The organism is Streptomyces spinoverrucosus, assembly GCF_015712165.1.
GTDB classification, from domain to species: Bacteria; Actinomycetota; Actinomycetes; order Streptomycetales; family Streptomycetaceae; genus Streptomyces; species Streptomyces spinoverrucosus_A.
Genome location: NZ_JADPZX010000001.1, coordinates 5,278,297 through 5,304,384, shown reverse-complemented (window position 1 = coordinate 5,304,384; position 26,088 = coordinate 5,278,297). Strand labels below are relative to the sequence as shown.

Annotated in this window: 18 protein-coding genes and 1 pseudogene; 7 read left to right on the top strand and 12 right to left on the bottom strand. The window is 70.0% G+C overall.

Annotated features, from left to right (window positions below):
- Positions 1-19: 19 nt before the first annotated feature.
- Positions 20-646 (bottom strand): TetR/AcrR family transcriptional regulator, encoded by a 627-nt coding sequence (locus I2W78_RS24080; protein ID WP_230885567.1) that lies wholly within the window; start codon positions 644-646, stop codon positions 20-22.
- 185 nt (positions 647-831) lie between these two features.
- Between I2W78_RS24080 and I2W78_RS24075 the strand changes: the two genes are divergently transcribed.
- Positions 832-1,761, top strand: coding sequence for an ABC transporter permease (locus I2W78_RS24075; RefSeq protein ID WP_196462349.1), 930 nt, complete (start codon positions 832-834; stop codon positions 1,759-1,761).
- Positions 1,754-2,599, top strand: coding sequence for an ABC transporter ATP-binding protein (locus tag I2W78_RS24070; protein WP_196462348.1), 846 nt, complete (start codon positions 1,754-1,756; stop codon positions 2,597-2,599). Before I2W78_RS24075 ends, I2W78_RS24070 begins: the two co-directional genes overlap by 8 nt.
- Before the next feature lie 79 nt (positions 2,600-2,678).
- On the opposite strand, the gene I2W78_RS24065 is transcribed toward I2W78_RS24070, so the two are convergent.
- Positions 2,679-7,607: an NAD-glutamate dehydrogenase gene (locus I2W78_RS24065; RefSeq protein WP_196462347.1), complete on the bottom strand. Its 4,929-nt coding sequence runs from the start codon at positions 7,605-7,607 to the stop codon at positions 2,679-2,681.
- Between the two features lie 572 nt (positions 7,608-8,179).
- Between I2W78_RS24065 and I2W78_RS24060 the strand changes: the two genes are divergently transcribed.
- Positions 8,180-8,746 (top strand): DJ-1/PfpI family protein, encoded by a 567-nt coding sequence (locus I2W78_RS24060; protein WP_196462346.1) that lies wholly within the window; start codon positions 8,180-8,182, stop codon positions 8,744-8,746.
- Between the two features lie 129 nt (positions 8,747-8,875).
- Here I2W78_RS24060 and I2W78_RS24055 read toward each other — a convergent pair whose 3' ends face one another.
- A complete protein-coding gene (locus I2W78_RS24055) occupies positions 8,876-9,541 on the bottom strand; it encodes an HAD family hydrolase (protein WP_196462345.1) in 666 nt (221 codons plus the stop codon).
- Positions 9,542-9,867: 326 nt separating this feature from the next.
- Positions 9,868-10,383 (bottom strand): DUF6912 family protein, encoded by a 516-nt coding sequence (locus tag I2W78_RS24050; protein ID WP_196462344.1) that lies wholly within the window; start codon positions 10,381-10,383, stop codon positions 9,868-9,870.
- A gap of 325 nt (positions 10,384-10,708) precedes the next feature.
- Between I2W78_RS24050 and I2W78_RS24045 the strand changes: the two genes are divergently transcribed.
- Both I2W78_RS24045 and I2W78_RS24040 read left to right on the top strand, forming a co-directional pair.
- The gene (locus I2W78_RS24045; RefSeq protein WP_196462343.1) at positions 10,709-11,206 is read left to right on the top strand and encodes an Rv3235 family protein; all 498 of its coding nucleotides are present in this window, start codon (positions 10,709-10,711) and stop codon (positions 11,204-11,206) included.
- A 132-nt stretch (positions 11,207-11,338) separates the two neighbouring features.
- Positions 11,339-12,094 (top strand): annotated as a pseudogene (locus tag I2W78_RS24040) (IS30 family transposase); the annotation flags it as partial.
- Positions 12,095-12,189: 95 nt separating this feature from the next.
- Here the strand turns inward: I2W78_RS24040 and secA are convergent.
- Positions 12,190-15,003, bottom strand: a complete 2,814-nt coding sequence (gene secA, locus I2W78_RS24035) for a preprotein translocase subunit SecA (protein ID WP_196462342.1) — start codon at positions 15,001-15,003, stop codon at positions 12,190-12,192.
- A 328-nt stretch (positions 15,004-15,331) separates the two neighbouring features.
- On the opposite strand from secA, the gene I2W78_RS24030 reads away from it, so the two are divergent.
- Positions 15,332-15,910, top strand: a complete 579-nt coding sequence (locus tag I2W78_RS24030; RefSeq protein ID WP_196462341.1) for a GNAT family N-acetyltransferase — start codon at positions 15,332-15,334, stop codon at positions 15,908-15,910.
- 77 nt (positions 15,911-15,987) lie between these two features.
- Positions 15,988-17,157, top strand: a complete 1,170-nt coding sequence (locus I2W78_RS24025; RefSeq protein WP_196462340.1) for a winged helix-turn-helix domain-containing protein — start codon at positions 15,988-15,990, stop codon at positions 17,155-17,157.
- Between the two features lie 13 nt (positions 17,158-17,170).
- Here the strand turns inward: I2W78_RS24025 and I2W78_RS24020 are convergent, their stop codons facing one another.
- The 7 genes from I2W78_RS24020 to mtnA all read right to left on the bottom strand — a co-directional run bounded on the left by I2W78_RS24020 (position 17,171) and on the right by mtnA (position 26,017).
- Positions 17,171-17,917, bottom strand: a complete 747-nt coding sequence (locus tag I2W78_RS24020; RefSeq protein ID WP_196462339.1) for a response regulator — start codon at positions 17,915-17,917, stop codon at positions 17,171-17,173.
- Between the two features lie 207 nt (positions 17,918-18,124).
- Positions 18,125-18,817: a ribosome hibernation-promoting factor, HPF/YfiA family gene (hpf, locus tag I2W78_RS24015; RefSeq protein WP_374222698.1), complete on the bottom strand. Its 693-nt coding sequence runs from the start codon at positions 18,815-18,817 to the stop codon at positions 18,125-18,127.
- 312 nt (positions 18,818-19,129) lie between these two features.
- Positions 19,130-20,002, bottom strand: coding sequence for a ComF family protein (locus tag I2W78_RS24010; protein WP_196462337.1), 873 nt, complete (start codon positions 20,000-20,002; stop codon positions 19,130-19,132).
- A gap of 111 nt (positions 20,003-20,113) precedes the next feature.
- Entirely contained in the window at positions 20,114-21,952 is a 1,839-nt protein-coding gene (locus I2W78_RS24005; protein ID WP_196462336.1) for an LpqB family beta-propeller domain-containing protein, read from the bottom strand.
- Positions 21,942-24,017, bottom strand: a complete 2,076-nt coding sequence (gene mtrB / locus I2W78_RS24000) for an MtrAB system histidine kinase MtrB (protein WP_196462335.1) — start codon at positions 24,015-24,017, stop codon at positions 21,942-21,944. The genes I2W78_RS24005 and mtrB overlap by 11 nt, the downstream gene beginning before the upstream one ends.
- Position 24,018: 1 nt before the next feature.
- The gene (gene mtrA / locus I2W78_RS23995) at positions 24,019-24,708 is read right to left on the bottom strand and encodes a two-component system response regulator MtrA (RefSeq protein WP_196462334.1); all 690 of its coding nucleotides are present in this window, start codon (positions 24,706-24,708) and stop codon (positions 24,019-24,021) included.
- A 169-nt stretch (positions 24,709-24,877) separates the two neighbouring features.
- Positions 24,878-26,017 carry an S-methyl-5-thioribose-1-phosphate isomerase gene (mtnA, locus tag I2W78_RS23990; RefSeq protein WP_196462333.1) on the bottom strand — a complete coding sequence of 380 codons (1,140 nt, stop codon included), beginning with the start codon at positions 26,015-26,017 and terminating at the stop codon, positions 24,878-24,880.
- Between the last annotated feature and the right edge of the window lie 71 nt (positions 26,018-26,088).

Below are 26,088 nucleotides of genomic sequence, written 5' to 3'. Positions count from 1 at the left end.
TGACCGGGTGCGCCTGCGGTCACAGCGCCTTGAGTGCCGCCGCGGTCGACCGGGCCAGGGACGCCAGGTACCCCTTGGGCAGCTTCGGGCTGCGGATCACCACCGAGCGCCAGTAGAGCGGGCCCGAGATGAGGTCGAGGGCGAGGTCGGGGTCGTAGCCCGAGCCGACCTCACCGCGCTGCTGCGCCGCGGCCACGATCTTGCTGGCGACGCCCTCCTGACCCTCGCGCAACGCCTTCTGCAGGGCGTCGGCGATCTCGGGGTTGCGGGCCGCCTCCGCCTGGAGGTCGGGGATGATCTGCGAGGCCACGGGATGGCGCAGCGCGCGGGACGTCACCTCGTAGAGAAGCCTCAGGTCCGCCTCCAGCGAGCCGGTGTCCGGCGCGGGCAGGCCCTGTACCGCGATCGCCGAGACGACGTCCAGCACGAGGTGCAGCTTGGAGCGCCAGCGCCGGTACACCGCGGTCTTGCCGACCCCGGCCCGGCGGGCGATGCCCTCGATCGACATCCGTGCGTAGCCGACGGCCGCGAGCTCCTCGAAGACGGCCGCCCGGATGGCTTCCGTCACGTCCGCCCGGAGCACCGCCGCCCCCGCGGGGGTCCGGCGGCGCGGTCGCGGCTGGGGCCCGTCGGCGTTCGTCGTCATGCGGACCAGCATAGGGCGTTACGACGAAACGGTTGCGTTCCGACGTTCGAAAGGCCTACGCTCACGTTGCGACGATACGGTCCCGTCCCGACGTAAGAAAACGTGAAGAGACGCGTGAGAAAACGCCGGAGGACGTTGCACGGGCCGCCCGCCGTACCCCCACCCCCCGACCGAAAGCAGCGGATGTGAGCCAGGTCCTCGACACACCGCCCCCGACGACGGCCCGCATGACGGCCCCGGCCGACGACGACCTCGCGGCCCTCGCCGCCCGCCACGGCCTCACGGTCAGCGGCGCCCGCCCCTCCCTGCCCCAGTACGTCCGCCAACTGTGGGCGCGCCGCCACTTCATCGCGGCGTTCTCGACCGCCAAGCTCACCGCCCAGTACAGCCAGGCGAAGCTCGGCCAGGTCTGGCAGGTGATGACCCCGCTGCTGAACGCGGCCGTCTACTACCTGATCTTCGGTGTGCTGCTGCAGACCAAGAAGGGCGTGCCGGACTACGTCCCGTTCCTGGTCACGGGCGTGTTCATCTGGACCTTCACACAGAGCTCGATCCTGGCCGGCACCCGCGCCATCTCAGGCAACCTCGGCCTCGTCCGCGCCCTGCACTTCCCGCGCGCGGCCCTGCCGATCTCCTTCTGCCTCCAGCAACTCCAGCAGCTGCTGTTCTCGATGGCCGCCCTGGTCGTCATCCTGCTCGTCTTCGGCGTGCCCGTCGCCGTGTCCTGGGTGCTGGCGATCCCGGCGCTGATCCTGCAGTTCACCTTCAACGCCGGCGTGTCCATGATCCTGGCCCGGGTGGGCGCCAAGACGCCGGACGTCGCCCAGCTGATGCCGTTCGTGCTGCGCACCTGGATGTACGTCTCCGGCGTGATGTGGAGCATCGACCACCTGCTCAGCCGGCACAACGACCTGCCCGGCTGGGTCGGCCCCGTGCTCCAGGCCAATCCCGCCGCCGTCTACATCGACCTGATGCGCTTCGCGCTGATCGACAGCTTCCACGCGAGCCAGCTGCCCGACCACGTCTGGATGCTCGCCACGGGCTGGGCCCTGCTCGCCGGCGTCGGCGGCTTCATCTACTTCTGGAAGGCTGAGGAGACGTACGGCCGTGGCTGAACACCCGAACGACCTGATCCCCACCGTCATCGCCGACCACGTCGACATCGTCTACCGCGTCAACGGCACCGGCGCCGGCCGCGGCTCCGCCACCGCCGCCCTCAACCGCATCCTGCGCCGGGGGCACGCCGAGAAGGCCGCCGGCGTCCGCACCGTGCACGCCGTCCGGGACGTCTCCTTCGTCGCGTACAAGGGCGAGGCCATCGGCCTGATCGGCACCAACGGCTCCGGCAAGTCGACCCTGCTCAAGGCCGTCGCCGGGCTGCTCCCCGTGGAGAACGGCCGGATCTACACGGGCGGCCAGCCCTCCCTCCTCGGCGTCAACGCCGCCCTGATGAACGACCTCACCGGTGAGCGCAACGTCCACCTCGGCGGCCTCGCCATGGGCATGAGCCGCGAGCAGGTCAAGGAGCGCTACCAGGACATCGTCGACTTCTCCGGCATCAACGAGAAGGGCGACTTCATCACGCTGCCCATGCGGACGTACTCCTCCGGCATGGCCGCCCGTCTGCGGTTCTCCATCGCCGCCGCCAAGGACCACGACGTCCTGCTCATCGACGAGGCCCTCGCCACCGGCGACCGCTCCTTCCAGAAGCGCTCCGAGGCCCGCATCCGCGAGCTGCGCAAGCAGGCCGGCACGGTCTTCCTGGTCAGCCACAACAACAAGTCCATCCGCGACACCTGCGAACGGGTGCTGTGGCTGGAACGCGGTGAGCTGCGCATGGACGGGCCGACGGAGGAGGTCATGAAGGAGTACGAGGCCTTCACCGGGGACAACAAGCCGAAGCCCAAGCCCAAGCCCAAGGCCGCTCCGAAGGTCGTGCCTCAGCCGTCCTGACCCGCGCCGCACGCGCGAGGGCGCCCCGAGCCGTTTCCGGCCCGGGGCGCCCTTTGTGTCGTACAGGCTTACGAGCGCGTCACGAGTGCGTCCGCAGCAGCGTCCGCATCGTCCGCATCGCCACCGACAGATTCGCCAGGTCGAACGCGTCGGAGCCGTGGATCTCCTCCAGCGTCGTCCGCGCCCGTCCCAGGATCGCGGCGTTCTTCTGCTCCCAACCCTTGAACCGCTGCTCCGGCGTCGCCGAGCCGTTGCCCACCGCCAGGACGTCCGCCGTGACGGCCGCGTGGGCGGCGTACAGGTCCTCGCGGATCGCCGCGCGGGCCATCGACTGCCAGCGGTCGGTGCGGGGCAGGTCGCTGATACGGTCCATCAGCTGGGTGATGGTCAGCCGGTCAGCGAGGTCGTAGTAGACCTCGGCGACGTCCATCGGCTCCTTGCCCATGCGGTCGGCCACCGAGACGATGTCGAGCGTCGGGAAGGCGGAGGAGAAACCGGCCACCGGGGTGGCGAGTTCGTCCGGGACGCCGGCCGCGGTCAGCTCGTCGTAGATCTTCTGCCACCACTCCAGGTCCGCGCCGCGCAGCAGCTTGGGCAGCTGCGACCAGACCTGCTCGACGCGCTCGGCGAAGAAGTCGACCGTCTCGGCGAGCTCAAGCGGCTGCGGCCGGTTGTTGAGCAGCCAGCGCGTGCCACGCTCGACCAGTCGGCGCGAGTGCAGGCGGATGCGGGTCTGGACGGCGGCCTCGACCTTGTTGTCGAGCGCCTCCACCCCGTCCCACACCGGCGCCTGGCGGAAGATCACGCGGGCCGCGGTCTGCGCCCGGACGATCTCCTCCAGCGAGGCGCCGGTCTCCTCGCGCAGCCGGTGCAGATACGTCGTACCGCCCGTGTTGACCGTGTCGTTGACCAGCACGGTCGTGGTGATCTCGCGGCGCAGCGGGTGGCTGTCGATGTGCTCGGAGAACTGCTCGCGCAGCGCGGCCGGGAAGTAGCAGTGCAGCAGCCCGCGCAGGTACGCGTCGTCCGGCAGCGAGGTGTGCAGCAGCTCCTCGGCGACCGTGATCTTCGTGTACGCCAGCAGGACGGCCGTCTCCGGGCCGGTCAGGCCCTGGCCCTGGGCGAGCCGCTCGCGGATCTGGCGGTCGGTGGGCAGGAACTCCAGCGCCCGGTCGAGGTGGCCCTCGCGCACCAGGTGGCGCAGGAAGCGCTGCTGGGCGTGGAGCATGTCCTTGGACTGGGCGAGGGCGTTGGCGATCGCCGTGTTCTGCGCGTAGTTGTTGCGCAGCACCAGACGGCCGACCTCGTCGGTCATCTCGGCGAGCAGCTTGTTGCGCTGCTTGACGGTCATGTCGCCCTCGGCGACCAGGCCGTTGAGCAGGATCTTGATGTTCACCTCGTGGTCGGAGGTGTCCACGCCCGCGCTGTTGTCGATGGCGTCGGTGTTGACCTTGCCGCCGTGGTGCGCGAACTCGATCCGGCCCAGCTGGGTCAGGCCCAGGTTGCCGCCCTCGCCGACGACCCTGACCCGCAGGTCGGCGCCGTCGACGCGGATCGAGTCGTTCGCCTTGTCGCCGACGTCGGCGTTGGACTCCGTGCTCGCCTTGACGTACGTACCGATGCCGCCGTTCCACAGCAGGTCCACCGGCGCCTTGAGGATCGCCCGCATCAGGTCGGCAGGGGTCAGCTTGGCGACCTTGTCCGCGATGCCGAGGGCGGCGCGGATGTGCGCGTTGACCGGGATGGCCTTGGCGGTGCGGGGGAAGACGCCGCCGCCCGCCGACAGCAGGTCGGTGTTGTAGTCGGCCCAGGACGAGCGCGGCAGCTCGAACAGGCGGCGTCGCTCGGCGTACGAGGTCGCCGCGTCCGGGTTCGGGTCGATGAAGATGTGCCGGTGGTCGAAGGCGGCGACCAGCCGGATGTGCTCGCTGAGCAGCATGCCGTTGCCGAACACGTCACCGGACATGTCGCCGATGCCGACGACCGTGAAGTCCTGGCTCTGCGTGTCCACGCCCAGCTCACGGAAGTGTCGCTTGACCGACTCCCAGGCGCCGCGGGCGGTGATGCCCATGCCCTTGTGGTCGTAGCCCGCGCTGCCGCCGGAGGCGAAGGCGTCGCCGAGCCAGAAGTTGTACGACTCGGCCACCTCGTTGGCGATGTCCGAGAACGTCGCCGTGCCCTTGTCGGCCGCCACCACCAGGTACGTGTCGTCCTCGTCGTGCCGGACGACCTCCGGCGGCGGGACGACCTCGCCCGCGACCATGTTGTCGGTGATGTCGAGCAGCGCCGAGATGAACGTCTTGTAGCTGGCGATGCCCTCCGCCAGCCACGCGTCCCGGTCCACGGAGGGGTCCGGCAGCTGCTTGGCGACGAAGCCGCCCTTGGCGCCGACCGGCACGATGACGGTGTTCTTCACCATCTGCGCCTTGACCAGGCCGAGGATCTCGGTGCGGAAGTCCTCACGCCGGTCGGACCAGCGCAGGCCACCGCGGGCGACCTTGCCGAACCGCAGGTGCACGCCCTCCACGCGCGGCGAGTACACCCAGATCTCGTACGCCGGGCGCGGCGCCGGCAGATCCGGGATGGCCTGCGGGTCGAACTTCATCGACACGTACTCGTGCGGTTGGCCGCCCCACGCCTCCTGGAAGAAGTTCGTCCGCAGGGTGGCCTTGATCACGGTGAGGAAGGACCGCAGGATCCGGTCCTCGTCGAGGCTCGCGACCTGGTCGAGGGCGGCGTCCAGCTCCTCCAGCAGGGCGTCCACGATCTCGTGCCCGGCGCGCTGCCGCTCCGGCGACATCCGTGCCTCGAACAGGGAGACGAGCAGCCGGGTGGTGTGGACGTTGTTGCGGAGGGTGTCCTCCATGTAGTCCTGGCTGAAGGTCGACCCCGCCTGGCGCAGGTACTTCGCGTACGTCCGCAGCACCATCGCCTGCCGCCAGGTCAGCCCGGCGCTCAGCACGAGAGCGTTGAAGCCGTCGTTCTCCGCCTTGCCGGTCCAGCTGGCGGCGAACGCCTCCTGGAACCGCTCACGGGCGTCGTCGCCGAGGTAGTCGGCGCCGGTCTGCGCCTTGGGCATGCGCAGGCCGAAGTCGTAGATCCAGGCGACGCTGCGGTCGGCGCAGCGCAGTTCGTACGGCCGCTCGTCCATGACCTCGACGCCGAGCCGGTTGAGCACCGGCAGCACGCGGGACAGGGAGACGGCGTCGCCCTTGCGGTAGATCTTGAAGCGGCGCTCGTCGGGCCCGGCGCCCACCGGCTCGTACAGGCTGAGCGCGAAGTTGTTGTCCTCGTCGAGCCGCTCGAGGTGCCCCAGGTCGGCGACCGCCGCGCGCGGGGTGTGGTCGGCCTTGTAGCCCTCGGGGAACGCGTTGTGGTAGCTGCGCAGCATCTCGGCGGCGCGCTCCTCGCCGACCTCGGCGTTCAGCGCATCGGCGAACCCGTCCAGCCAGGAGCGGGCGGCCTCGACCAGGCGGGCCTCGATGCGCTCCTTGTCGCTGTCGGACAGCTGCGGCAGCTCGGTGCCCTGCGGGACGCGCACCACGAAGTGCAGCCGGGAGAGGATCGACTCGGTGTTCCAGGCGGTGAAGTCGACGCTGGTGCCGCCGAGTTCCTCCTTCAGGATGTCGATGATCCTGAGCCGGACGCCGGTGGTGTAGCGGTCGCGTGGGAGGTAGACGAGGGCCGAGTAGTAGCGGCCGTACTCGTCCTGGCGCAGGTAGAGCCGCAGCCGGCGCCGCTCCTGCAGATACAGCACGGAGGTGACGATGGCCTGCAGCTCGTCGATCGGCGTCTGGAAGAGCTCGTCGCGCGGGTACGTCTCCAGGATCTGCAGCAGGTCGCGCCCATCGTGGCTGTTGGGCGAGAACCCGGCGCGGCCCAGCACCTCGTCGACCTTGCGGCGGATGACCGGAACCCGGCGGACGGACTCGGTGTAGGCGGCGGAGGAGAACAGGCCCAGAAAGCGCCGCTCCCCCACGACGTTGCCCTGCTCGTCGAACTTCTTGACGCCGATGTAGTCCAGATACGACGGCCGGTGCACGGTCGCGCGGCTGTTCGCCTTGGTCAGCACGAGGAGCTTGTGCTCGCGCGCCTTGGCGCGGGCGTCGGCGGGCAGCCGCTCGAAGGACGGGCTGACCGGGTGGCTCTCGCCGGCCTCGTGGTGCGGGTCCGCGCGCAGTATCCCCAGTCCGGTGCCGGGGACGGCGGCGAGGGAGTCGTCGTCGCGCAGCTCGTACTCGCGGTAGCCGAGGAACGTGAAGTGATCGGCGGCCAGCCAGCGCAGCAGCTCGCGGGCCTCCTCGATCTCCTGCTGCGGCAGATCGCCCGCGATGGGCTCCTCGGGCAGGCCCTCGGCGATCCGCAGCGCCGCGTCCCGCATCTTGCCCCAGTCCTCGACGGCCTCGCGGACGTCGGACAGGACGCGCAGCAGATCGGCGGTGATCTGCTTCAGGTCCGAGCGGTCGGTCTCGCGGTCGATCTCGACGTGGATCCAGGACTCGACGTGCGCGTCGTGCGGGAGGTCACCGGTGGGCGGGGTGGTGAGCACCTCGATGAGCTTGCCGGTGACATCGCGGCGCACCACCATCTGCGGGTGGATGACGACGTGGATGCCGCGGCCCTGCCGGGTCAGCTCGTTGGTGGCGGAGTCGACCAGGAACGGCATGTCGTCGGTGACGACCTCGACGACGGAGTGGCTGCACGTCCAGCCGTTCTCCTCGACCGTCGGGGTGTGCACCCGGACGTTCGCCGTGCCCTGGGGGCGGTTCTCGGCCAGTCGGTAGTGCGAGTAGGCGGCTCCGAAGACGTCGACCGGGTCGCGGTCGGTGAGGTCTTCCGGGGCGGTGTGCAGGTAGTAGCGCTGGAGGAACGCGAGTACGGCGGCCCGGTCCGGGGTGCCGTGCTCCGTCGTCCCAGTCGGTAGGTGCCCCCCGACCGGGCTGTTCTCAGCTACCCGGGCGGCCCGATCGAGCAGCTCGGCCTTGGCTTCGTCCAGCTTGGTCTGCATTGTCCTCTGGCTCCTGTCGCGCGCCGTTGCGTGACGTAGAAGGAAGTACGGTCTCCGGCCTTCCGACGCGACGTCGTGACGCGGGGTGTCCGGTCCGTTCCGACGCTATGCCGCAAGGTGAGATGGGCGGGGGGTTATCAGCCATTTCCCACGCGCCCGGGGCATGTGACGCTGCTCTCGACGGCGTCCGCTCCCGGGGTGTGCGCGGCGCCGTGGAGCTCTCGACAGCCCCGTCCCGCCCGCGAGGACCAGCGACCGCCGCCCGGACACGGATGTCTCCCATGCTCCCCGGGCGCAGGGCAGGGACAACGAGGCCCCCGCGAACTATCGCGCTGATCACGCCACAAGGCTATCGCTCCTTACCCGGGGCCCGTCATGAGCCGTATGTGTACAAAACCGGGGGTGGAACTTTGACAGTCTGCACAGGGGACCTCACCCAGTACCTGTGCCGCCCACCGTTCGCCGCTCGTCCGAAAACCCGGCGCGTCCCCTAGGCAAGGCCGCAGCTCCGAGGCACGTTGGCAGTGGAACCCAACGCACCCACAAAGCCACCTCAAAGGGGAGCAACCCCCATGACCGCCAAGATCCTCATCCTCACGGGCGACGCGGCAGAGTCCCTGGAAGTCCTCTACCCCTACCAACGCCTGCGCGAGGAGGGCTACGAGGTCCACATCGCCGCCCCCACCCGCAAGAAGCTCCAGTTCGTCGTCCATGACTTCGAACCCGGCTTCGACACCTACACCGAGAAGCCCGGCTACACCTGGCCCGCCGATCTCGCCTTCTCGGAGGTCGACCCCGGCCAGTACGTCGCCGTGGTCATCCCCGGCGGCCGCGCCCCGGAGTACCTCCGCAACGACCCCGAACTCCGCAAGATCCTCAAGTCCTTCTTCGACTCCGACAAGCCCGTGGCCCAGATCTGCCACGGCCCCCTCCTCACCGCCGCGATCGACAGTCTCCGCGGCCGCCGCGTCACCGCGTACCCCGCGCTGGAACTCGACATGCAGGCAGCCGGCGCGACCTTCCAGGACACCGAGGCGGTCGTCGACGGCACCCTGGTCTCGTCCCGCGCCTGGCCGGACCACCCGTCCTGGATGCGCGAGTTCCTGACCGTACTCCGCGCCAAGGCTCCGGCAACCTGAGCCCAGGCCCCCACCGTCAGGCGCGGCGTCCTTACGGGGCGCCGCGCCGCAGCCGGGACCTGCACCTGGGACGCCCGCACCCAGGGACGCCCATACTCGCGCGCCCAGACCGGCACCGCCCCGCCCCGCTCAGGCAGCTATCTCCTCCGCCAGAGCAACCGCCTCCCCCAGCGAATCCACCACCGGCACCCCCGCCTCCTCCAGGCTGGCCCGCCCGTGCGACCCGCCGGTGTAGAGCACGGCCTTGGCTCCCACATGCCGCGCCGCCACCGCATCGTCCGCGGCGTCCCCGATCACCACCGTGCGAGACGGGTCCACACTGGCGAGCGCGGCCAGATGCCGCACCATGTGCTCGGCCTTGCTGCCCCCGGACGGCCCGGTCCGCCCGTCGACCCGTATGAAGTGCGCCTCGATCCCGAAGCCCCGGACCAGCGGCACCAGTTCCTCATGCCCGTACATGCTCAGAATCGACTGACTGCGCCCGCCCACCGCCCAGTCCACGAGCAGCTCCTCCACCCCGTCGGTCAGCCCGCACCGCACCCGGTGCTCGGCGTAGTACCGATGGAAGGTCTCGTCCATGACGAGCCACTCGGCGTCGGTCGGCAGCCGCCCCATCAGCCGCTCGTAGAACTTCGGCACCGGCACGCAGTACAGCGCCCGGTACTGCTCCAGCGTGATCGGCTCCAGCCCCAACTCGGCGAACGCCGCGTTCGTCGCCCCGATGATCGCGTCATTGTCGTGGAACAGCGTGCCGTTCCAGTCCCACACAATGTGCGAAGCTCCTTGCATCCCCATGCCCAAAAAGTTACCCGCCCCCACTGACAATCAAGAGACCCCCAGGTCAACACGGCACGCGGGCAGGCACGGGACGCCGGACACCGCCCGACAGGCAGCGCCGTGGTACTCGGACCAGCACGGGAACACGGCACACGCCCGACAGACAGCGCCGTGCCACTCGGACCAGCGCGGTGCACCGGCCGGCACCGGGACGCGCCACACCGCCCGACAGACAGCCGTAGCGCTCGGGCCGGCGCGGGAACACGGCAGGCATACCGCCCGGCGCTCGGCCACGGCGCTCGGACCAGTTCAAGGCCGCCGCCGACGCCGAGGGCCCGCGCTCGTCAGTCCCCCAGCCCCACCAGGTTCGGGATCTCCTGCGTCGCAAACCACAGCAGCTCGTGATCCTCGGCCCCGTCCACAACGAACTGCGCGTCGTCGTCCCCGGCGTCCGCCGCCTGCAAGGCCTCCGCCGCGGCTGCCACGTCCGCTTCCGCCTCCGCCGAGTCGACATGCACCGACGCCACCTTCGCCAACGCGACGGCACCGGCGACCCGCACCTCCCCCAACGCCGCCGGATCCAGCCCCCGCCCGGGCTCGGCGCTCGCCTGCCCGTCGGGTACGTCGACGGCGACCACGACCCGCCGCCGCGGCACCCCGGGCTCCACCGCGAGCAGCCGCAGCGAGGCCAACGCGGCCCGGCTCAGCGCCGCGTACTCCAGCTCCTCGATGTCGTCGGAGTGGTACCACTCGCGCAACGCGGGCGTGACGGCGTACGCGACGAACGGACCGGCCCCCACTTCGCCCGTCTTGTACGCCTCGGCGAGACCGGGGAGGGTCAGGGGGACGTAGACGCGCATGGCTGGCCGCTTTCGTGGTCGGAGGGGCTCCGCAAGCCCGAGTGAAGGGCCTTCAGGATACGTGCGGGGTCGTGCGGGGGTCCCCTTTCGAGTCCCTCCCCGCAGCCCGGACGGCGTCCACCCCACTCCGGAAATTCACCCGGCCCACCCGCACCCCCACTGGGCTTTGGCCCCGCCGATCACCCGGATAAGTGAAGCTTCCGGGCCCCTCGACCCCGGCCCCGTCGGCTTGCCGCCCCGCGAACCAGCCCCGTACAAGATCCCCAACAGCAAGTTACTGCCCGGTACGAACCATGTGGCCGGGCCCAGCGAAACGGGGATCCCCATGAACAAGGTCATGACCAGGACCGCCCAGCGCCACCCCGCCTCCCGTCCCCCCACCCGCCGCGACACGCGCCGTCCCGGCGGCAGCCCACCCCGCGCCCCGGGCGCCGGCCCGACCCGTACGACGCCGTACGCCACGCGGCCCGCCGCCGTCCCGCAGCTCCGCCCCACCGACCTCTTCGCCGACCGCCTGCTCCTCGTCCTCAGCGGCCGGCGCCCCGTCCACGCGATGCTGCGCCACACCGCCGGCCCCGCCTACGACGAACTGGCCCGCCTCGCCGAACACGGCCCCCTGCGCGCCCGCGGCCTCCGCCCCGTCATCCGCGACATCGGCTACTTCGAACCCCGCCCCGGCGCCATCGAGGCCTTCGCCCGCATCGGCACCGGCGAGCGCCTGCGCGCCATGGCCTTCCGCCTGGAACTGGGCCGCGACCACCGCTGGCGCTGCACTGCGGTGGAACTCGGCGGCCGGCGTGCGGGCACCACGGACGACGACTGACCCCATGCCGAAGGGCCGGACACCCTGCTTCAGTTCTAGTGGTCGTTGCAACACCCCAGTTCAGGGGTGGCAATGGACTTCGAGATTCGTGGGGACCGGACGGCTCAGGGGCCTGTGAAGCTGAGCCGGGAGCTGCGGGACTTCATCCAGGACCACCTGCATCTACGGTGGAGTCCGGAGCAGATCTGCCAGGCTCTGCGGGCACAGTTCCCCGAGCGGCCGGAGATGCATGTGGTCCACGAGACGGTTTACCAGGCTCTCTACGTCCAAGGACGCGGAGAGTTGCGCCGTGAGCTGGCCCGCGCCCTGCGGACCGGTCGCGCCCGGCGCAAGCCGCGTCGCCAGGCCCAGCAGCGCCAGCCACGGTTTTCCACCCCCATGGTGATGATCAGCGAACGGCCCGCCGAAGCGGAAGACCGGGCCGTGCCCGGCCACTGGGAAGGCGACCTCATCATCGGCAAGGACGGTAAGTCGGCCATCGGCACCCTGGTCGAGCGCGCCACCCGCTACGTCATGCTCCTGCACCTGCCCGGCGACCACGGCGCCGAGAGCGTCCGGGACGTGCTGGTCACCACGGTCCAGACCCTGCCCTCGCACCTCACACGGTCCCTGACCTGGGACCAGGGAAGCGAGATGGGCGCCCACGGCGCGTTCACCGTCGCCACCGGCATCCCGGTCTACTTCTGCGACCCGGCCAGCCCCTGGCAGCGAGGCTCCAACGAGAACACCAACGGCCTGCTGCGGCAGTACTTCCCCAAGGGCACCGACCTCTCGGTCCACACCCGCAAGCACCTGGACGCCGTGGCCGCCGAACTCAACGGTCGCCCACGCAAAACGCTCGGCTGGGAAACCCCAGCCGAGCGCCTGCATAAACTGCTCGCGGCCTGATCAACACGACCACGTGTTGCGACGACCCCTAGAAAGCACCCTGAGGTGACCCGGCCCTTCGTGTCATCCGTTACGGCGCCACAGGCACCGCGCCGTCACTTCTTGCGGCGCCGCCCGCTCTTGGCCTGCTTGCGGCGCTCCGCGCGCGTGAGGCCGTCGGCCGCCGAGCGCACCGGCTCGCCGTCCTCGCTGAAGTCGCTTTCGATGGTGCCGCCCTCACCGTCCACCGTCGGCGCGGTGAAGTGCAGGTTCCGCCGCTGCGGGGCCTCCAGGCCCTTGGCGCGGATCTCGGGCCGGGACCCTGCCTGCGCGGGCACGGCGTCCTGCTTCTCCAGGCTCGGCTGCTTGGCCTCCTCGACGGGGACCTCCTCGACCTGCTGCTCGACCTGAACCTCCAGGTTGAACAGGTAGCCGACGGACTCCTCCTTGATGCCGTCCATCATCGCGGTGAACATGTCGAAGCCCTCGCGCTGGTACTCGACCAGCGGGTCCTTCTGCGCCATCGCGCGCAGGCCGATGCCCTCCTGGAGGTAGTCCATCTCGTAGAGGTGCTCGCGCCACTTGCGGTCGAGGACCGACAGCACGACCCGACGCTCCAGCTCGCGCATGATCTCGGAGCCGAGCTGCGCCTCACGCGCCTCGTACTGCTCGTGGACGTCGCCCTTGATGGACTCGGCGATGAAGTCGGCGGTGAGTCCGGCGCGGTCACCGGCCGCCTCCTCCAGCTCCTCGATGGTGACCTTCACCGGGTAGAGCTGCTTGAAGGCACCCCACAGCCGGTCCAGGTCCCACTCCTCGGCGAAGCCCTCGGCGGTCTCCGCGGCGACATAGGCGTCGATCGTGTCGTCCATGAAGTGCTGGACCTGCTCGTGCAGGTCCTCGCCCTCCAGAACGCGGCGCCGCTCGCCGTAGATGACCTCACGCTGCCGGTTGAGGACCTCGTCGTACTTCAGGACGTTCTTACGGGTCTCGAAGTTCTGCTGCTCGACCTGCGACTGGGCCGACGCGATCGCGCGCGTGACCATCTTGTTCTCGATCGGCACATCGTCCGGGACGTTCGCCATCGACATCACGCGCTCGACCATCTGCGCCTTGAACAGCCGCATCAGGTCGTCACCGAGGGAGAGGTAGAAGCGGGACTCGCCCGGGTCGCCCTGACGGCCGGAACGGCCGCGCAGCTGGTTGTCGATACGACGGGACTCGTGCCGCTCGGTGCCCAGCACATACAGGCCGCCGAGCTCCTTGACCTCTTCGAACTCGGCCCGCACCGCCTTCTCGGCCCGCTCCAGAGCGGCCGGAAGAGCGGCCGCCCACTCCTCGATGTGCTCCTCGGGGTCGAGGCCGCGCTGGCGCAGCTCGGCCTCGGCGAGGTCGTCGGGGTTGCCGCCGAGCTTGATGTCCGTACCACGGCCGGCCATGTTGGTCGCCACGGTCACGGCGCCCTTGCGGCCGGCCTGGGCGACGATCTGCGCCTCACGGTCGTGCTGCTTGGCGTTGAGCACCTCGTGCTGGATGCCGCGCTTGCTGAGCTGCTGCGAGAGGTACTCGGACTTCTCGACCGAGGTGGTGCCGACCAGGATCGGCTGGCCCTTGTCGTGCTTCTCGGCGATGTCGTCGACGACCGCGTCGAACTTGGCGACCTCGGTGCGGTAGATCAGGTCCGACTGGTCCTTGCGGACCATCGGCCGGTTGGTCGGGATCGGGACCACGCCGAGCTTGTAGATCTGGTGGAACTCGGCGGCCTCGGTCATCGCCGTACCGGTCATGCCGGAGAGCTTGCCGTAGAGGCGGAAGAAGTTCTGCAGGGTGATCGTGGCGAGCGTCTGGTTCTCGTCCTTGATCGGCACCCCTTCCTTCGCCTCGATCGCCTGGTGCATGCCCTCGTTGTAGCGGCGGCCGGCGAGGATACGTCCGGTGTGCTCGTCGACGATCATGACTTCGCCGTCGATGACGACGTAGTCCTTGTCCTTCTTGAAGAGCTCCTTCGCCTTGATGGCGTTGTTCAGGTAGCCCACCAGCGGCGTGTTCACCGACTCGTAGAGGTTGTCGATGCCCAGCCAGTCCTCGACCTTGCTGACACCGGCCTCGTGGATGGCGACCGTGCGCTTCTTCTCGTCGACGTCGTAGTCGCCGGTCTCCTCGATGCCCTTGAGCGGCTGGCCGGCCTCACCGCGCTTGAGGCGCGTGACCAGCTTGGCGAAGTCGCCGTACCACTTGGTGGCCTGGTCGGCCGGGCCGGAGATGATCAGCGGCGTACGGGCCTCGTCGATGAGGATGGAGTCGACCTCGTCGACGATGGCGAAGTTGTGGCCGCGCTGGACCAGTTCCTCCTTCGACCACGCCATGTTGTCGCGCAGGTAGTCGAAGCCGAACTCGTTGTTCGTGCCGTACGTGATGTCGCACGCGTACTGCTCGCGGCGCTGGGCCGGCGTCATGTTGGCCAGGATGCAGCCGACGTTCAGGCCCAGGAACTTGTGGACGCGGCCCATCATCTCGGAGTCGCGCTCGGCCAGGTAGTCGTTGACCGTGATGATGTGGACGCCGTCGCCGGACAGCGCGTTCAGATACGCGGGCAGCGTGCCGACCAGGGTCTTGCCCTCGCCGGTCTTCATCTCGGCGACATAGCCGAGGTGCAGGGCGGCACCGCCCATGACCTGCACGTCGTAGTGCCGCTGGCCGAGGACGCGCTTGGCGGCCTCGCGCACCGTGGCGAACGCCTCGGGCAGCAGGTCGTCCAGGCTCTCACCGTCGGCGTACCGCTGCTTGTACTCATCGGTGAGGGCCCGCAGCTCGGCGTCGGAGAGGTCGACGAAGTCCTCTTCGATGGAGTTGACCTGGTCCGCGATGCGGTGCAGCTTGCGCAGGATCTTGCCTTCGCCTGCACGCATGATCTTCGAGAGGACGGACACGGGGGTTGGTCTCCTTGCCGGTCGGGCCTGGGACGGTCGGTTTCCTTCTGACGTACTGAGCAACGGCCATCGTATGCGAGGACCCGGCCACGCCGGGAGGCCTGCCGTGCCTCGACAGTGCGCCGTCGCACTTCGGTGTCGAATCTGCCTTCAAACTGCCTTCGAAAAACTGCCGTGGACCTGCTCGGATCTGCCTTCCACACAGGACAACGGACGGGGGTCCCGGATGGTGCCGCGCCTTGCCGACGAATTGTGCGAATCGTGATCGCATGCTCACGCATGGCAAAAGACATGGCGCGCCGCCTGCCCCGACAAGCAGAATCGGCCGATGGAGCCCGTCACGATCCCCACTCCCCGCCTCCGGCTGCGCACCGTGCGCCCGGACGACACCGACGCCGTGTACGCCGCGTGCCAGGACCCCGACATCCAGCGCTGGACGACGATCCCCTCGCCGTACCTGCCCGAGCACGCCAGGAGCTTCACCGAGCACGACGTCCCCGAGGGCTGGGCGAACCGCTCGATGTTCACCTTCGGCCTCTTCCTCCCGGACGGGGAACTGGCCGGCATGCTCGGCATCACCATGCGTTCTCTGGGCGTGGGCGAGATCGGCTTCTGGACGACCAGGCAGCATCGCGGCAACGGCTACATGACCGAGGCCACTCGCGCCGCCTCCCGCTGGGCCTTCGTCCACCAGTGCGTGGACCGTCTGGAGTGGCGTGCCGAGGTGGGCAACACCGCCTCCCGCGCGGTGGCCGAGAACGCCGGTTTCACCCTGGAGGGCACCCTGAGGGCGGCCCTCAACAACAACGGCGTACGCCGTGACTGCTGGGTGGGCTCCCTGCTGCCCTCGGACCTGGGCCTGCCGTCGGCGGCGCCGTACCTGCCGGCCCGGGCATCCGCCACCTGAGTCCCGTGCCGGGCGCCCCCTTCACAAACGCCCAGCTCATCCCGCACTGTCAGTCCCACCCCCTATCGTTCGACGGCATGACGACCCCGCGCCCCACGGAACTTTCCGCAGCCGAAGCCCGCCGCATCGCCCTGCGCGCTCAGGGCTTCCTCGGCACGCCCCACCGCAAGGCCGGTGTGCGCGGCATACTCCGCCATCTGGGCGCGATCCAGCTCGACACCATCTCGGTCCTCGCCCGCTCCCACGAACTCGTCCCGTACGCCCGCCTGGGCGCGGTCGGCCGTAAGACCGTCGAGAACGCCTACTGGAGCGACACGCACGCCTTCGAGTACTGGTCGCACGCCGCGTGCATCCTGCCCATCGAGGAGTGGCCCCACTTCGCCTTCCGCCGCCGCGCCTACCGCAGCCGCCCCCAGTGGAACCACGACCTCCCGGACGGCACCTACGACCAGGTCATCAAGCAGCTCCGCACAGAGGGCCCCCTGACGGCCACGGAACTGGGCGGCGCCAAGCGCACCAGCGAGTGGTGGGACTGGTCGGGCACGAAGGTCGCCGTCGAGCGCGCCCTGATGTACGGCGAGGTGGTCTGCGTGGCGCGCCGCGGCTGGAAGCGCGTCTACGACCTCGCCGAACGCGCCGTCCCGGAAGCCCTGCTGCACGACGAACTCGACGACACCGAATGCCTGCGCCGCCTGGTCCGCCTGGCCGGCCAGTCGCTCGGCGTCGGCACGCGCGCGGACATCGCCGACTACCACCGTCTCAAGGGCGACCAGGTCGACGCGGTGATCGCCGACTCGGGCCTGGTCCCGGTCACCGTCGAGGGCTGGGGCAAGCCGGCCTGGGCGGACCCGGCGGCCCTGGAGACACCTCCGCGCGGCCGCCACCGCACCACACTGCTGTCCCCCTTCGACTCCCTGATCTGGGAGCGGGCCCGCACCGAGCGCATCTTCGGCTTCACCCACCGCCTGGAGGCCTACGTCCCCAAGCAGAAGCGGGTGTACGGCTACTTCGCGATGCCCGTCCTGTCCGGCGGCCACCTCGTGGGCCGCGTCGACCCGGCCCGCGAGGGCCGCACCCTCGTGGCCAAGCAGGTCACCCTGGACGGCCCGAAGGCGGTCCCGGCGGTGGCTCAGGCCCTGATCGAGGCGGCGAGCTGGGTGGACTGCACGAACGTGCGCGTGGAGCGGGTGGACGCCCCTGAACTGCGCGAGCCCCTCGCCGAGGCGCTCAGACTTGCCGTCGACTGACGGTCACCGACGGTCACCGGATCTCGAGGATCTTCTCCCGCATCGCGTACACCACCGCCTCCATCCTGGAATGCAGCTGCAGCTTCTCCAGGATGTTGCGCACATGGTTCTTCACGGTGTTCTCGGAGATGAACAGCTCCTTGGCGATGTCCCGGTTGTTCATCCCCGTGGCGACCAGCTTGAGCACTTCCAGCTCCCGGTCGGTCAGCCGCGGCGCGGGCACCAGCCGCCGCTCGTCCGTCCGCTGGATCATCGACTTGAACTCGGTGAGCAGTTTCGACGCCATGGACGGGCTGATCTGCGACTGCCCGTCGGCCACCGCGCGAATCGCCGTGGCCACCTCGTCCGTGGAGATCTCCTTGAGGAGATATCCGGTCGCCCCCGCCTTGATGGCGTCGTAGAGGTCGGCTTCCTCGTCACTGATCGTCAGCATGATGATCTTGGCGCTGGGCGCCACCTCCTTGATGGAGGTGCACGCCTCGATCCCGCCCCGCTTCGGCATCCGCACGTCCATCAGGATGATGTCGGGCAGCAGGTCGGCGGCCTTCTCCACGGCCTCGGCCCCGTCGCCCGCCTCCCCTACGACCTGGATGTCCTCCTCGGCCGCGAGCACGATCTCCAGGCCACGGCGGAAGAGGGCGTGGTCGTCCACCACCAGGACACGGATGGGTTCCTGGCGTGAAGAGCCCCCGTCCGGGCCCATGCCGACGACGCCGTCGCCGGCGTCCTCGTCATGCATCGGTCCGAAGCTGTCCGCCATCGTTCCTCCCCCTGAAGGCTGTGGCCTGCGGTCCTGCGCCATCGCCAACCCAAGGCAACGGCCCACCCGTTGGACCGTTGCGGCCATGATTTCATGCCCGGACGACGCTTCGGTGACGAAGCGGTGGGTGAAGTGGTCGCACACGGGTGCCCCTGGGAGCGCACACGCACTCCAGGGGCACCCGGATCAGCTGTCGTCCGGAACAGGTCAGCCGCCCAGCGGACCGCCCGCCTCAGGAGAGGGCGCCTGAGTGACCATCGTGTCCGTCCTGAGGTGGATCACGCCGTAGTCGTATGCGTGCCGTCGGTAGACGACACTCGGTTCCTTCGTCTCGGAGTCGACGAACAGATAGAAGTCGTGCCCGACCAGTTCCATCTCGTAGAGCGCCTGGTCGAGGGTCATAGGTGCTGCGACGTGGGTCTTCTCGCGGACCACGAGGGGGCCTTCGCCCTGCACTTCCAGCGAGCCGATCTTCTTCTTGGGCACTCCCTCCGGCTCGTCCGCCTGGAAGGTGTTGCCGTTGCCGTTGAGCGTCGCCGCGCCCGGAACGTGGTCGGGGACCTCGGCTGCCGTCAGCCGGCGCACACCCCGGCGCGTGTGACGCTTGTCGTGCTGCCTGCGCAGCCGGGCATCCAGCTTCTCCGCGGCCAGGTCGAGTGCCACGTACGGATCGCTGGCCGCTGCCTCCGCCCGGATCACCGGACCGCGGGAGCGGAGCGTGATCTCCACTCGGTCACAACGGTCGGCCTGTCGGGGGTTGGGCTCCTTGGACACCTCGACGTCGAGGCTGATCACCTTGCCGTCGAGCTTCTGGATCTTGTCCAGCTTCAGCTTCTCGGCCACGTGCTTGCGGAACCGCTCGGGCACCTCGGTCTTGCGGCCCTTGACGACGATGTCCACGCAGAACTCCGTTCCCGGATCGCTCCGCTCCACTGGCGGAGCATCTCCCTTGTGCACCAGGTCCCGGTGAGCCCCGGAACCTCGGACTCGGCGACGTCCACCTCCTCCCCCATGGGCAAGATCTCCACCCAGCCGGCCCGAGTGATTGCGTAAAACCCGCAGCACGGCATTCGGATAAGCGAGGTGTGGCCTGCGGCTTTCCCTCACAACCGAACATATCTCGCCCGGACGGATGTCGTCACCCTCTACTCCCGCGTACCTCCGTTCCGGTGAATTGACCCTCTCGCTACCTGCAACGATGCAACTTCGCAGTCAGTTCCGGTTTATTTCGAAAGAATCCGGCGACGCCGCGATCACCGCAGCGCAGATCACGTCACGGGCACTGTTCGCCTTTCCCGGCACGGCCCACTCACGGTCCGTGCTCCCTTCCATTGATCCCGTCATCCGTTCCCCTGTCCTTTCCCCATCGACTCCCTCGTACACGGCTGTCACCACATCTCCGCGCGTCGCAAATGCCGCACCCCCGTAACCAGCCGTTTCCTCTGCCAACGCCACCCGAACGGCCCGCGCCGCCTCGGTCAGGGACGCGCCCGTCGTCATCACGTCGTCCACCAACACCACCGGACCCCCGCGCAACAGCCCGGCACCACCGGCGGCCACCGACAGCGCGCCCGCGAGGTTCTCCAGCCGCTGCCGGGCGTCGAGCCCCGACTGGTCGGCGACCGGCCGCCGCTGCCGCAGCACCGCGACCACGCGCGCCGACGTCCCCGTACGGCGCAACTCGCCCGCTGCCGCGAGAGCGATCCGCCGGGCCGGATCATGCCCCCGCGCCCGCACCGCACCGCGCCTCGACGGCACGGGGACCAGCAGCAGCGGTGCCCCTTTCGGCACCCCGTTCCGCCCCGCCCGCACAGCTCCCGCGAGCGCCGCACCGAGCGGTCGGGCCAGCGGCAGCGCCCCCCGCTCCTTGTGCGCGAGCAGCACGGCCCGCACCTCGTCCGCGTACGGCGCCACCGCGTGCACGACCGGCAGTCCACGCGGCTCCGGCACCGGTCGAACCCGGCGTGGTACGGCCCCACTCAGAGCGGCACGGCACTCCGGGCAGAGCACCGCGCGAGGCCTACCGCAGCCTCCGCACTCGGCCGGCAGCACCAGATCGGTGAGGTCCTGCCACAACCCCCGCATGCCCACCACTGTGCCAACGCCCGCCGCGCCCCACCACCCCTGTGGACAACTGCCTGTGGATAACTCCCCGCAGGCCCACGACAAGCGGAAACGCCGCGGAAGAACGGGTCTTCACCCCGGATAAACCGGCGCCGAGCCGTCCTTCACGACCGTCTGCCACTGCGCCCCGTCCGGCAGCCGCACGATCCCGTCCACCGAGTACGCCACCAGCGGCAACCGGTCGTCCTCGGAAGCGGCTATCTCCTTCACCCCGGTCAGCGCGTCGGGCGCCGGCACCTCCGGCGTGGATCCGTCGACCTGGACGTACCGCATCTGCTGCACGCCCCCCTCCTCGCGCCCGACCGCCACGAGCCGGCCGTCACCGGCCCACGACATGGTGGTGACCTCCTCCAACTCCGGCGCGGCGGACCGCAGTTCGAGAACCGAGACCTGCGACTCCCCGGTCACCTGGTCCTTCTCGCCCCGCTCGATCCGCCCGACCTGCAGGGACTGCTTGCCGTCCTTCTCCACGATCAGCGCGATCCGTACGCCGTCGGCCGCGACCCGCACGGACTGGATCCGCCCGTCCAGCCGTGGGATCTGCACCTCCAGCGGCTCCTCCTTGCCCTCCGGGAGCATGAGCAGCCGCGGCTCGTCCGGGTTGCGGTCGGCCACCCACAGGTCGCCCCGGGCGTCCCAACTGGGCGTGGTCAGCCGGTCCTTCTCCGTCCGTCCCTCACTGCGCACCAACGGCTCCCCGAGCGAACCGCCCGACACGAGCGAGCCGACGTACAGCGCCTTGCCGTCCCGGGCGACCCCGGCAGCGGTGTGCTCGTCCCGTGACACCGCCGCGGAACGCAGCGTCCGCACGCCCTCGCCCAGTTCTCCCGGCACCGGTTCGGCCTTCGCGCTCCGGCTGCCTGCCGGGATCCGCACGAGCCGGTTCTCACCGTCGACGAAGTACAGGTAGTCGGCGCGCCTGGCCGACCCGCGCGCGGCGACGGCCGCCGCCCCGTCCTCGTTGAGTACGCACAACTGCGCACCGCCCGCCTGCAGTTCGACCTCGTCCACGGCGGGCGTGAGGTTCTGCAGGGTGAACAGCAACTGGGCGGCCATCTCGTTGCACTTGGCCGGCCCGACCCGGGCGGCCTTGTTGTTCAACGGCACGGTCAGCCGGTTCTGGTCGTCGGGCGTCAACTCGCTGACACCCTTCTGCAACGCCGTACCGGTGGGGAAACTCGACCTGACCACGGGCCCCAGCCACGTCGTCGGCCCGTTGAGCAGCGAGCGCACCATCTGCGTCATCGGGTCCACGCGCCGGCGCACATACACGGGGTCGGCGACCGCCGCCGGCTGCGAGGACGCGCCCACTGCGGCATCCGAGGCGAAGTAGTACTTGTTGACGGACATGTAGTTGCGCTGGAAGTCCGACTGGCCCATGACGACGCCCTGCGGCAGCCCGTCGATACGCCACTGCCTGCTCTTCTTGTCCCGCGTGAGGTGCACCTGCTTGCTGTAGGAGCCCTCGGTCGGCGTGTAGGACTGCTGTGCGTCCACCAGAGCGATCTTGGTGCCCGTCAGCGTGAACGACAGGTCGAACCCGTCCTCCCGGCTCCCCGCGGAGTCGGCCTGGGTGTCCGGCCCGTCCGCGAGCACCGTGGTGGACAGCTCCGGCTGCCATGTCTTCGCCGCAGCCGCCGTCAGATACTGCTGCGCCGTCGCATAGTGGAGATCATCGCTGGTCAGCGCCTCCAGGAAGCCCTGAACGATCTCCGACGGCGGCGCGTCCTCACGCGGCGGCATGGGGAACACCCGCACCTGCGTGTCCTGGCGGGGCGTGGACTCGACACCCCGCAGATCCCCACTGTCGGGCATCGAGGCGCACCCGGACAGCAGTACGACGCCACACGCGACGTACGCCACCGCGCGCCTCGGCGTACGCCGGGCGCCCCCCTCGCGGTCAGCGACCACGAAATGCCTCCCCTTGGTCGTTCGACTCCCCGGCCCCGGCCTCCGCCGAACCGGGCGAGGCCGTACTGCGTGCGCCTTCCACGACCGGCTGCTCACCGTGCCGCCGGGCCCCTCCCGCGGGCCGGGGCACCACGCGTGCGCCGTTGCCGGGCAGCGCCGTCGGATCGGCCGTCGGGGCCGCGGCGGCAAGCCTGGTTGCGATCGGATCCCGCGTCGGCACCTGGCCACCGCCCGTCGGCTGGGCCGGCACGGTCGCGGTCTTCTCTGCGCCGCCGCGCGGCAGCCCGGCGTCGTTGAGGCCGCGGTTGCGTCGCGAGTCCTTGGGCTCCAGCGGTATCGGCGAGCCCCTGAGCGGCTCGTCCGCGGTCCGCGGCAACGTCAGCCGGAACTGCGAGCCACCGCCGGGCTCACCCCAGGCCTGCAGCCAGCCGCCGTGCAGCCGCGCGTCCTCCAGGGCGATGGACAACCCGAGGCCCGTACCGCCCGTCGTACGCGCGCGTGCCGGGTCGGCCCGCCAGAAACGGTTGAAGACGCGGGTCGCCTCCCCGGGCTTGAGCCCGACGCCGTAGTCGCGCACCGCGACGGCGACCGCCCCGCCCGCCGCGGCGAGCTTGACGACGACGTCCTTGCCCTCGCCGTGCTCCACGGCGTTGACCACGAGGTTGCGCAGCACCCGCTCCACCCGCCGGGCGTCGGCCTCGGCGACGACGGGCTGCTGGTCGCCCACGATCCGTATGTGCGTGCCCTTGCGCTCGGCGAGCGGCTCGGCCCCGCTGACCACCCGCCGTACGACCTCCCTGAGGTCTATCGGCTCGGCCTCCAGCGCCGCCGCCCCCGCGTCGAAGCGGCTGATCTCCAGCAGATCCGACAGCAGTGACTCGAACCGGTCCAACTGGTCGGCGAGCAGCTCCGCCGACCGCGCGGTCACCGGGTCGAAGTCCTCCCGCGCCTCATGGATGACATCGGCGGCCATCCGCACGGTCGTCAGCGGCGTCCGCAGCTCGTGCGAGACGTCCGACACGAACCGCCGCTGCATCCGCGACAGGTCCTCCAACTGCTGGATCTTCAGCTGCAGGTTCTGCGCCATCTTGTTGAAGGCCTCGCCGAGCCGTGCGATGTCGTCCTCGCCGGTGACCTTCATCCGCTCCTGCAGCCGCCCCGCACTCAGCCGCTCGGCAATCCCGGCCGCCATCCGCACCGGTGTCACGACCTGCCGCACCACCAGCCAGGCGATGGCCCCGAGGAGTACGACGACGAAGAGGCCGGCCGTCGCGAGGGTCCCCTTGACCAGGCTCAGCGACTTCTCCTCCTGCGTGAGCGGGAAGAGGTAGTAGAGCTGGTACGGGTCACCGTTGGGGTCGTTGACCTCCTTGCCGATGACCAGGGCCGGCTGGGAGTCCTTGTCGCCGCTGTAGGTGATGCGGGTGTAGCTCTGCGCGGCCGTCGTACTGCTGTTGACCCGCGCGCGCAGGTCCTCCGGCACGCTCGTGTTGGGGTCGACACCACCGGAGGCACGCGGGCCGCGACCACCACCGCTGTTGTCACCCGCGGGCAGCGTCACCACGTCGAAGGCGCCCTGACCACCGCTGGAGAGCGAGGAGACCAGGTCACTCATCCACTGGATGACGTTCTGCGAGGACCGCCCGTCCACCGCGGTCGAGTCGTCCGCGGTCCCGCTCGCCGCCTCGTCGGCCCGCTGCTTGGCCACCGCGAACCCACCCGTGGCCTGGCTCTGCGACGCCTTCACCTTGGCGTCCAGCAGGCCGTTGCGCACCTGCCCGATGACCACGAAGCCGAGCAGCAGTACGACACCCAGCGACATCAGCAGGGTGGTGACCACGACCTTGAGCTGGATGTTGCGCCGCCACAGCCGCATGACGGGCAGCAGCGGACGCCGCACCCAGCGCATGAACAGCCGAAGCACCGGACTGCCCTGGACACCGCCCTGGAGCAGCCCGCTCTCCAGGAACCGTCCCCAGCGGGAGCCCGCCGCCTTCCGGCCGACAGGCCGCCCCGCGCGGGCCCCGGACCTGCCGGGCGCCGAAGCGGCACTGTCACCCGACATGTCAGCTCGGCCCGGCCTTGTAACCGACACCACGGACGGTCACCACGATCTCCGGCCGCTCCGGGTCCTTCTCGACCTTGGAGCGCAGCCGCTGCACATGGACGTTGACCAGCCGTGTGTCCGCCGCGTGCCGGTAGCCCCACACCTGCTCCAGGAGCACCTCGCGGGTGAACACCTGCCACGGCTTACGGGCCAGTGCCACCAGCAGGTCGAACTCCAGCGGCGTCAGCGCGATCGACTGCCCGTCCCGCTTCACGGAGTGCCCCGCCACGTCGATGACCAGGTCACCGATGGCCAGCTGCTCCGGCGCGGGCTCCTCCGAACGGCGCAGCCGCGCCCGGATCCGGGCCACGAGCTCCTTGGGCTTGAACGGCTTGACGATGTAGTCGTCGGCTCCGGACTCGAGCCCCACGACGACGTCGACGGTGTCGCTCTTCGCGGTGAGCATCACGATCGGCACCCCGGACTCCGCCCGGATCAGCCGGCACACCTCGATGCCGTCCCTTCCGGGCAGCATCAGGTCGAGCAGCACCAGATCCGGCTTGGCCTCCCGGAACGCGGCCAGCGCCTTGTCGCCGTCGGCTACGAAAGACGGCTCAAAACCTTCACCACGCAGCACAATGCCGAGCATCTCGGCCAGTGCGGTGTCGTCGTCGACGACAAGGACTCGTCCCTTCATAAAAGGCATCATCCCATTCTCATAACGGTGAAGGCGGCGCAGGTGAGCAGGGTCACTGGCCAGTGACGATAGTCGTATGGGGTCACTACTGTCTGCCCTCGATCAGATGTCACGGCCCCTCTCCCCGCAGGACTCCGCAAGTCGAGGGGCCCGAGCCCGTGGATCAGGCCGACATCATGTCTCAGCCGATCGCCACTCCCCGCGACCTGTCACACATCTCCGCCAGCGCCTCAGCCGTCACCGGCGACACCACACCCTCCTCGGTGACGATCGCCGTGACCAGCTCCGGCGGCGTCACGTCGAACGCCGGGTTGTACGCCTGCGTCCCCAACGGCGCCACCGGAACCCCGCCGCCCGCGCCCGTCACCGGCACGTTGGGCGCCGCGACCTCGGTCACCTCGTACCCCGGCCGCTGCTCGACCTCGATCGACGCCCCGTCCGGGGTCTCCGCGTCCACCGTCGTCACCGGCGCCACCACGATGAACGGCACATGGTGATACCGCGCCAGCACCGCCAGCGGATAGCTCCCCACCTTGTTCGCCACCGAGCCGTCGGCCGCGATGCGATCGGCCCCGATCAGCACCGCGTCCACCTCCCCCGCCGCGAACAGCGAACCCGCCGCGTTGTCGGTGAGCAGGGTGTACGCCATACCGTTGCGCGCCGCCTCGTACCCCGTGAGCCGAGCGCCCTGCAACAAGGGGCGCGTCTCGTCCACCCACAGCCGCCGCAGCTGCCCCGCCCGGTGCGCCGCGAGCGCCACGGCGAACGCCGTCCCCTCCCCGCCCGACACCAGCGAACCGGAGTTGCAGTGCGTGAGGAGCCGGTGCCCGCCGCCGGGCAGCAACTCGTCCAGCAGCGCCAACCCGTGCTCGGCCATCCGGGCACTGGCCTCGGCGTCCTCCCGGTGCAGCTGCCGCGCCGCCGCCAACGCAGCCGCGGCGCCCTCCTCGGCGCCGGCCCCTCGGGCCACCGCCGCGTCGTATGCGGACCGGGCGCGGCGCACGCCGACGGAGAGGTTCACCGCAGTGGGCCGGGCGCCCGCCAGCGCGACCGCGGCCTCCTCCACGTCGAAGCCGCGCGCGGCGGCGAGCGCGACGCCGTACGCTCCCGCGATACCGAGCAGCGGCGCCCCGCGCACGGCGAGCGAGCGGATCGCCTCCACCAACGCGGGGGCGTCCGTACAGACCAGCTCGACCTCCTCGGCGGGCAGCCTCGTCTGATCGAGAAGGACCACGACCGGTCCTTCCGGGGGTTCGTCCCAGCGGATCGCCGGGATACCGGTCGGCTTGTCCTCGCGGGATTGCGCGTACTGATCAGCCATGCGGTCAGTCTGCCCGTTCTACGACGGACAATTGAAGGTGTGCGGCCCATACCGCGGCCGGTCACTAGGTG

What these genes read in the sequence shown, in the direction of transcription:
- I2W78_RS24080 (WP_230885567.1), bottom strand. Translation starts at nt 646, where the DNA reads ATGACGACGAACGCCGACGGGCCCCAGCCGCGACCGCGCCGCCGGACC.
- I2W78_RS24065 (WP_196462347.1), bottom strand. Translation starts at nt 7,607, where the DNA reads ATGCAGACCAAGCTGGACGAAGCCAAGGCCGAGCTGCTCGATCGGGCC.
- I2W78_RS24060 (WP_196462346.1), top strand. Translation starts at nt 8,180, where the DNA reads ATGACCGCCAAGATCCTCATCCTCACGGGCGACGCGGCAGAGTCCCTG.
- I2W78_RS24055 (WP_196462345.1), bottom strand. Translation starts at nt 9,541, where the DNA reads ATGGGGATGCAAGGAGCTTCGCACATTGTGTGGGACTGGAACGGCACG.
- I2W78_RS24050 (WP_196462344.1), bottom strand. Translation starts at nt 10,383, where the DNA reads ATGCGCGTCTACGTCCCCCTGACCCTCCCCGGTCTCGCCGAGGCGTAC.
- I2W78_RS24045 (WP_196462343.1), top strand. Translation starts at nt 10,709, where the DNA reads ATGAACAAGGTCATGACCAGGACCGCCCAGCGCCACCCCGCCTCCCGT.
- I2W78_RS24030 (WP_196462341.1), top strand. Translation starts at nt 15,332, where the DNA reads ATGGAGCCCGTCACGATCCCCACTCCCCGCCTCCGGCTGCGCACCGTG.
- I2W78_RS24025 (WP_196462340.1), top strand. Translation starts at nt 15,988, where the DNA reads ATGACGACCCCGCGCCCCACGGAACTTTCCGCAGCCGAAGCCCGCCGC.
- I2W78_RS24020 (WP_196462339.1), bottom strand. Translation starts at nt 17,917, where the DNA reads ATGGCGGACAGCTTCGGACCGATGCATGACGAGGACGCCGGCGACGGC.
- I2W78_RS24010 (WP_196462337.1), bottom strand. Translation starts at nt 20,002, where the DNA reads ATGCGGGGGTTGTGGCAGGACCTCACCGATCTGGTGCTGCCGGCCGAG.
- mtrB (WP_196462335.1), bottom strand. Translation starts at nt 24,017, where the DNA reads ATGTCGGGTGACAGTGCCGCTTCGGCGCCCGGCAGGTCCGGGGCCCGC.
- mtrA (WP_196462334.1), bottom strand. Translation starts at nt 24,708, where the DNA reads ATGATGCCTTTTATGAAGGGACGAGTCCTTGTCGTCGACGACGACACC.
- mtnA (WP_196462333.1), bottom strand. Translation starts at nt 26,017, where the DNA reads ATGGCTGATCAGTACGCGCAATCCCGCGAGGACAAGCCGACCGGTATC.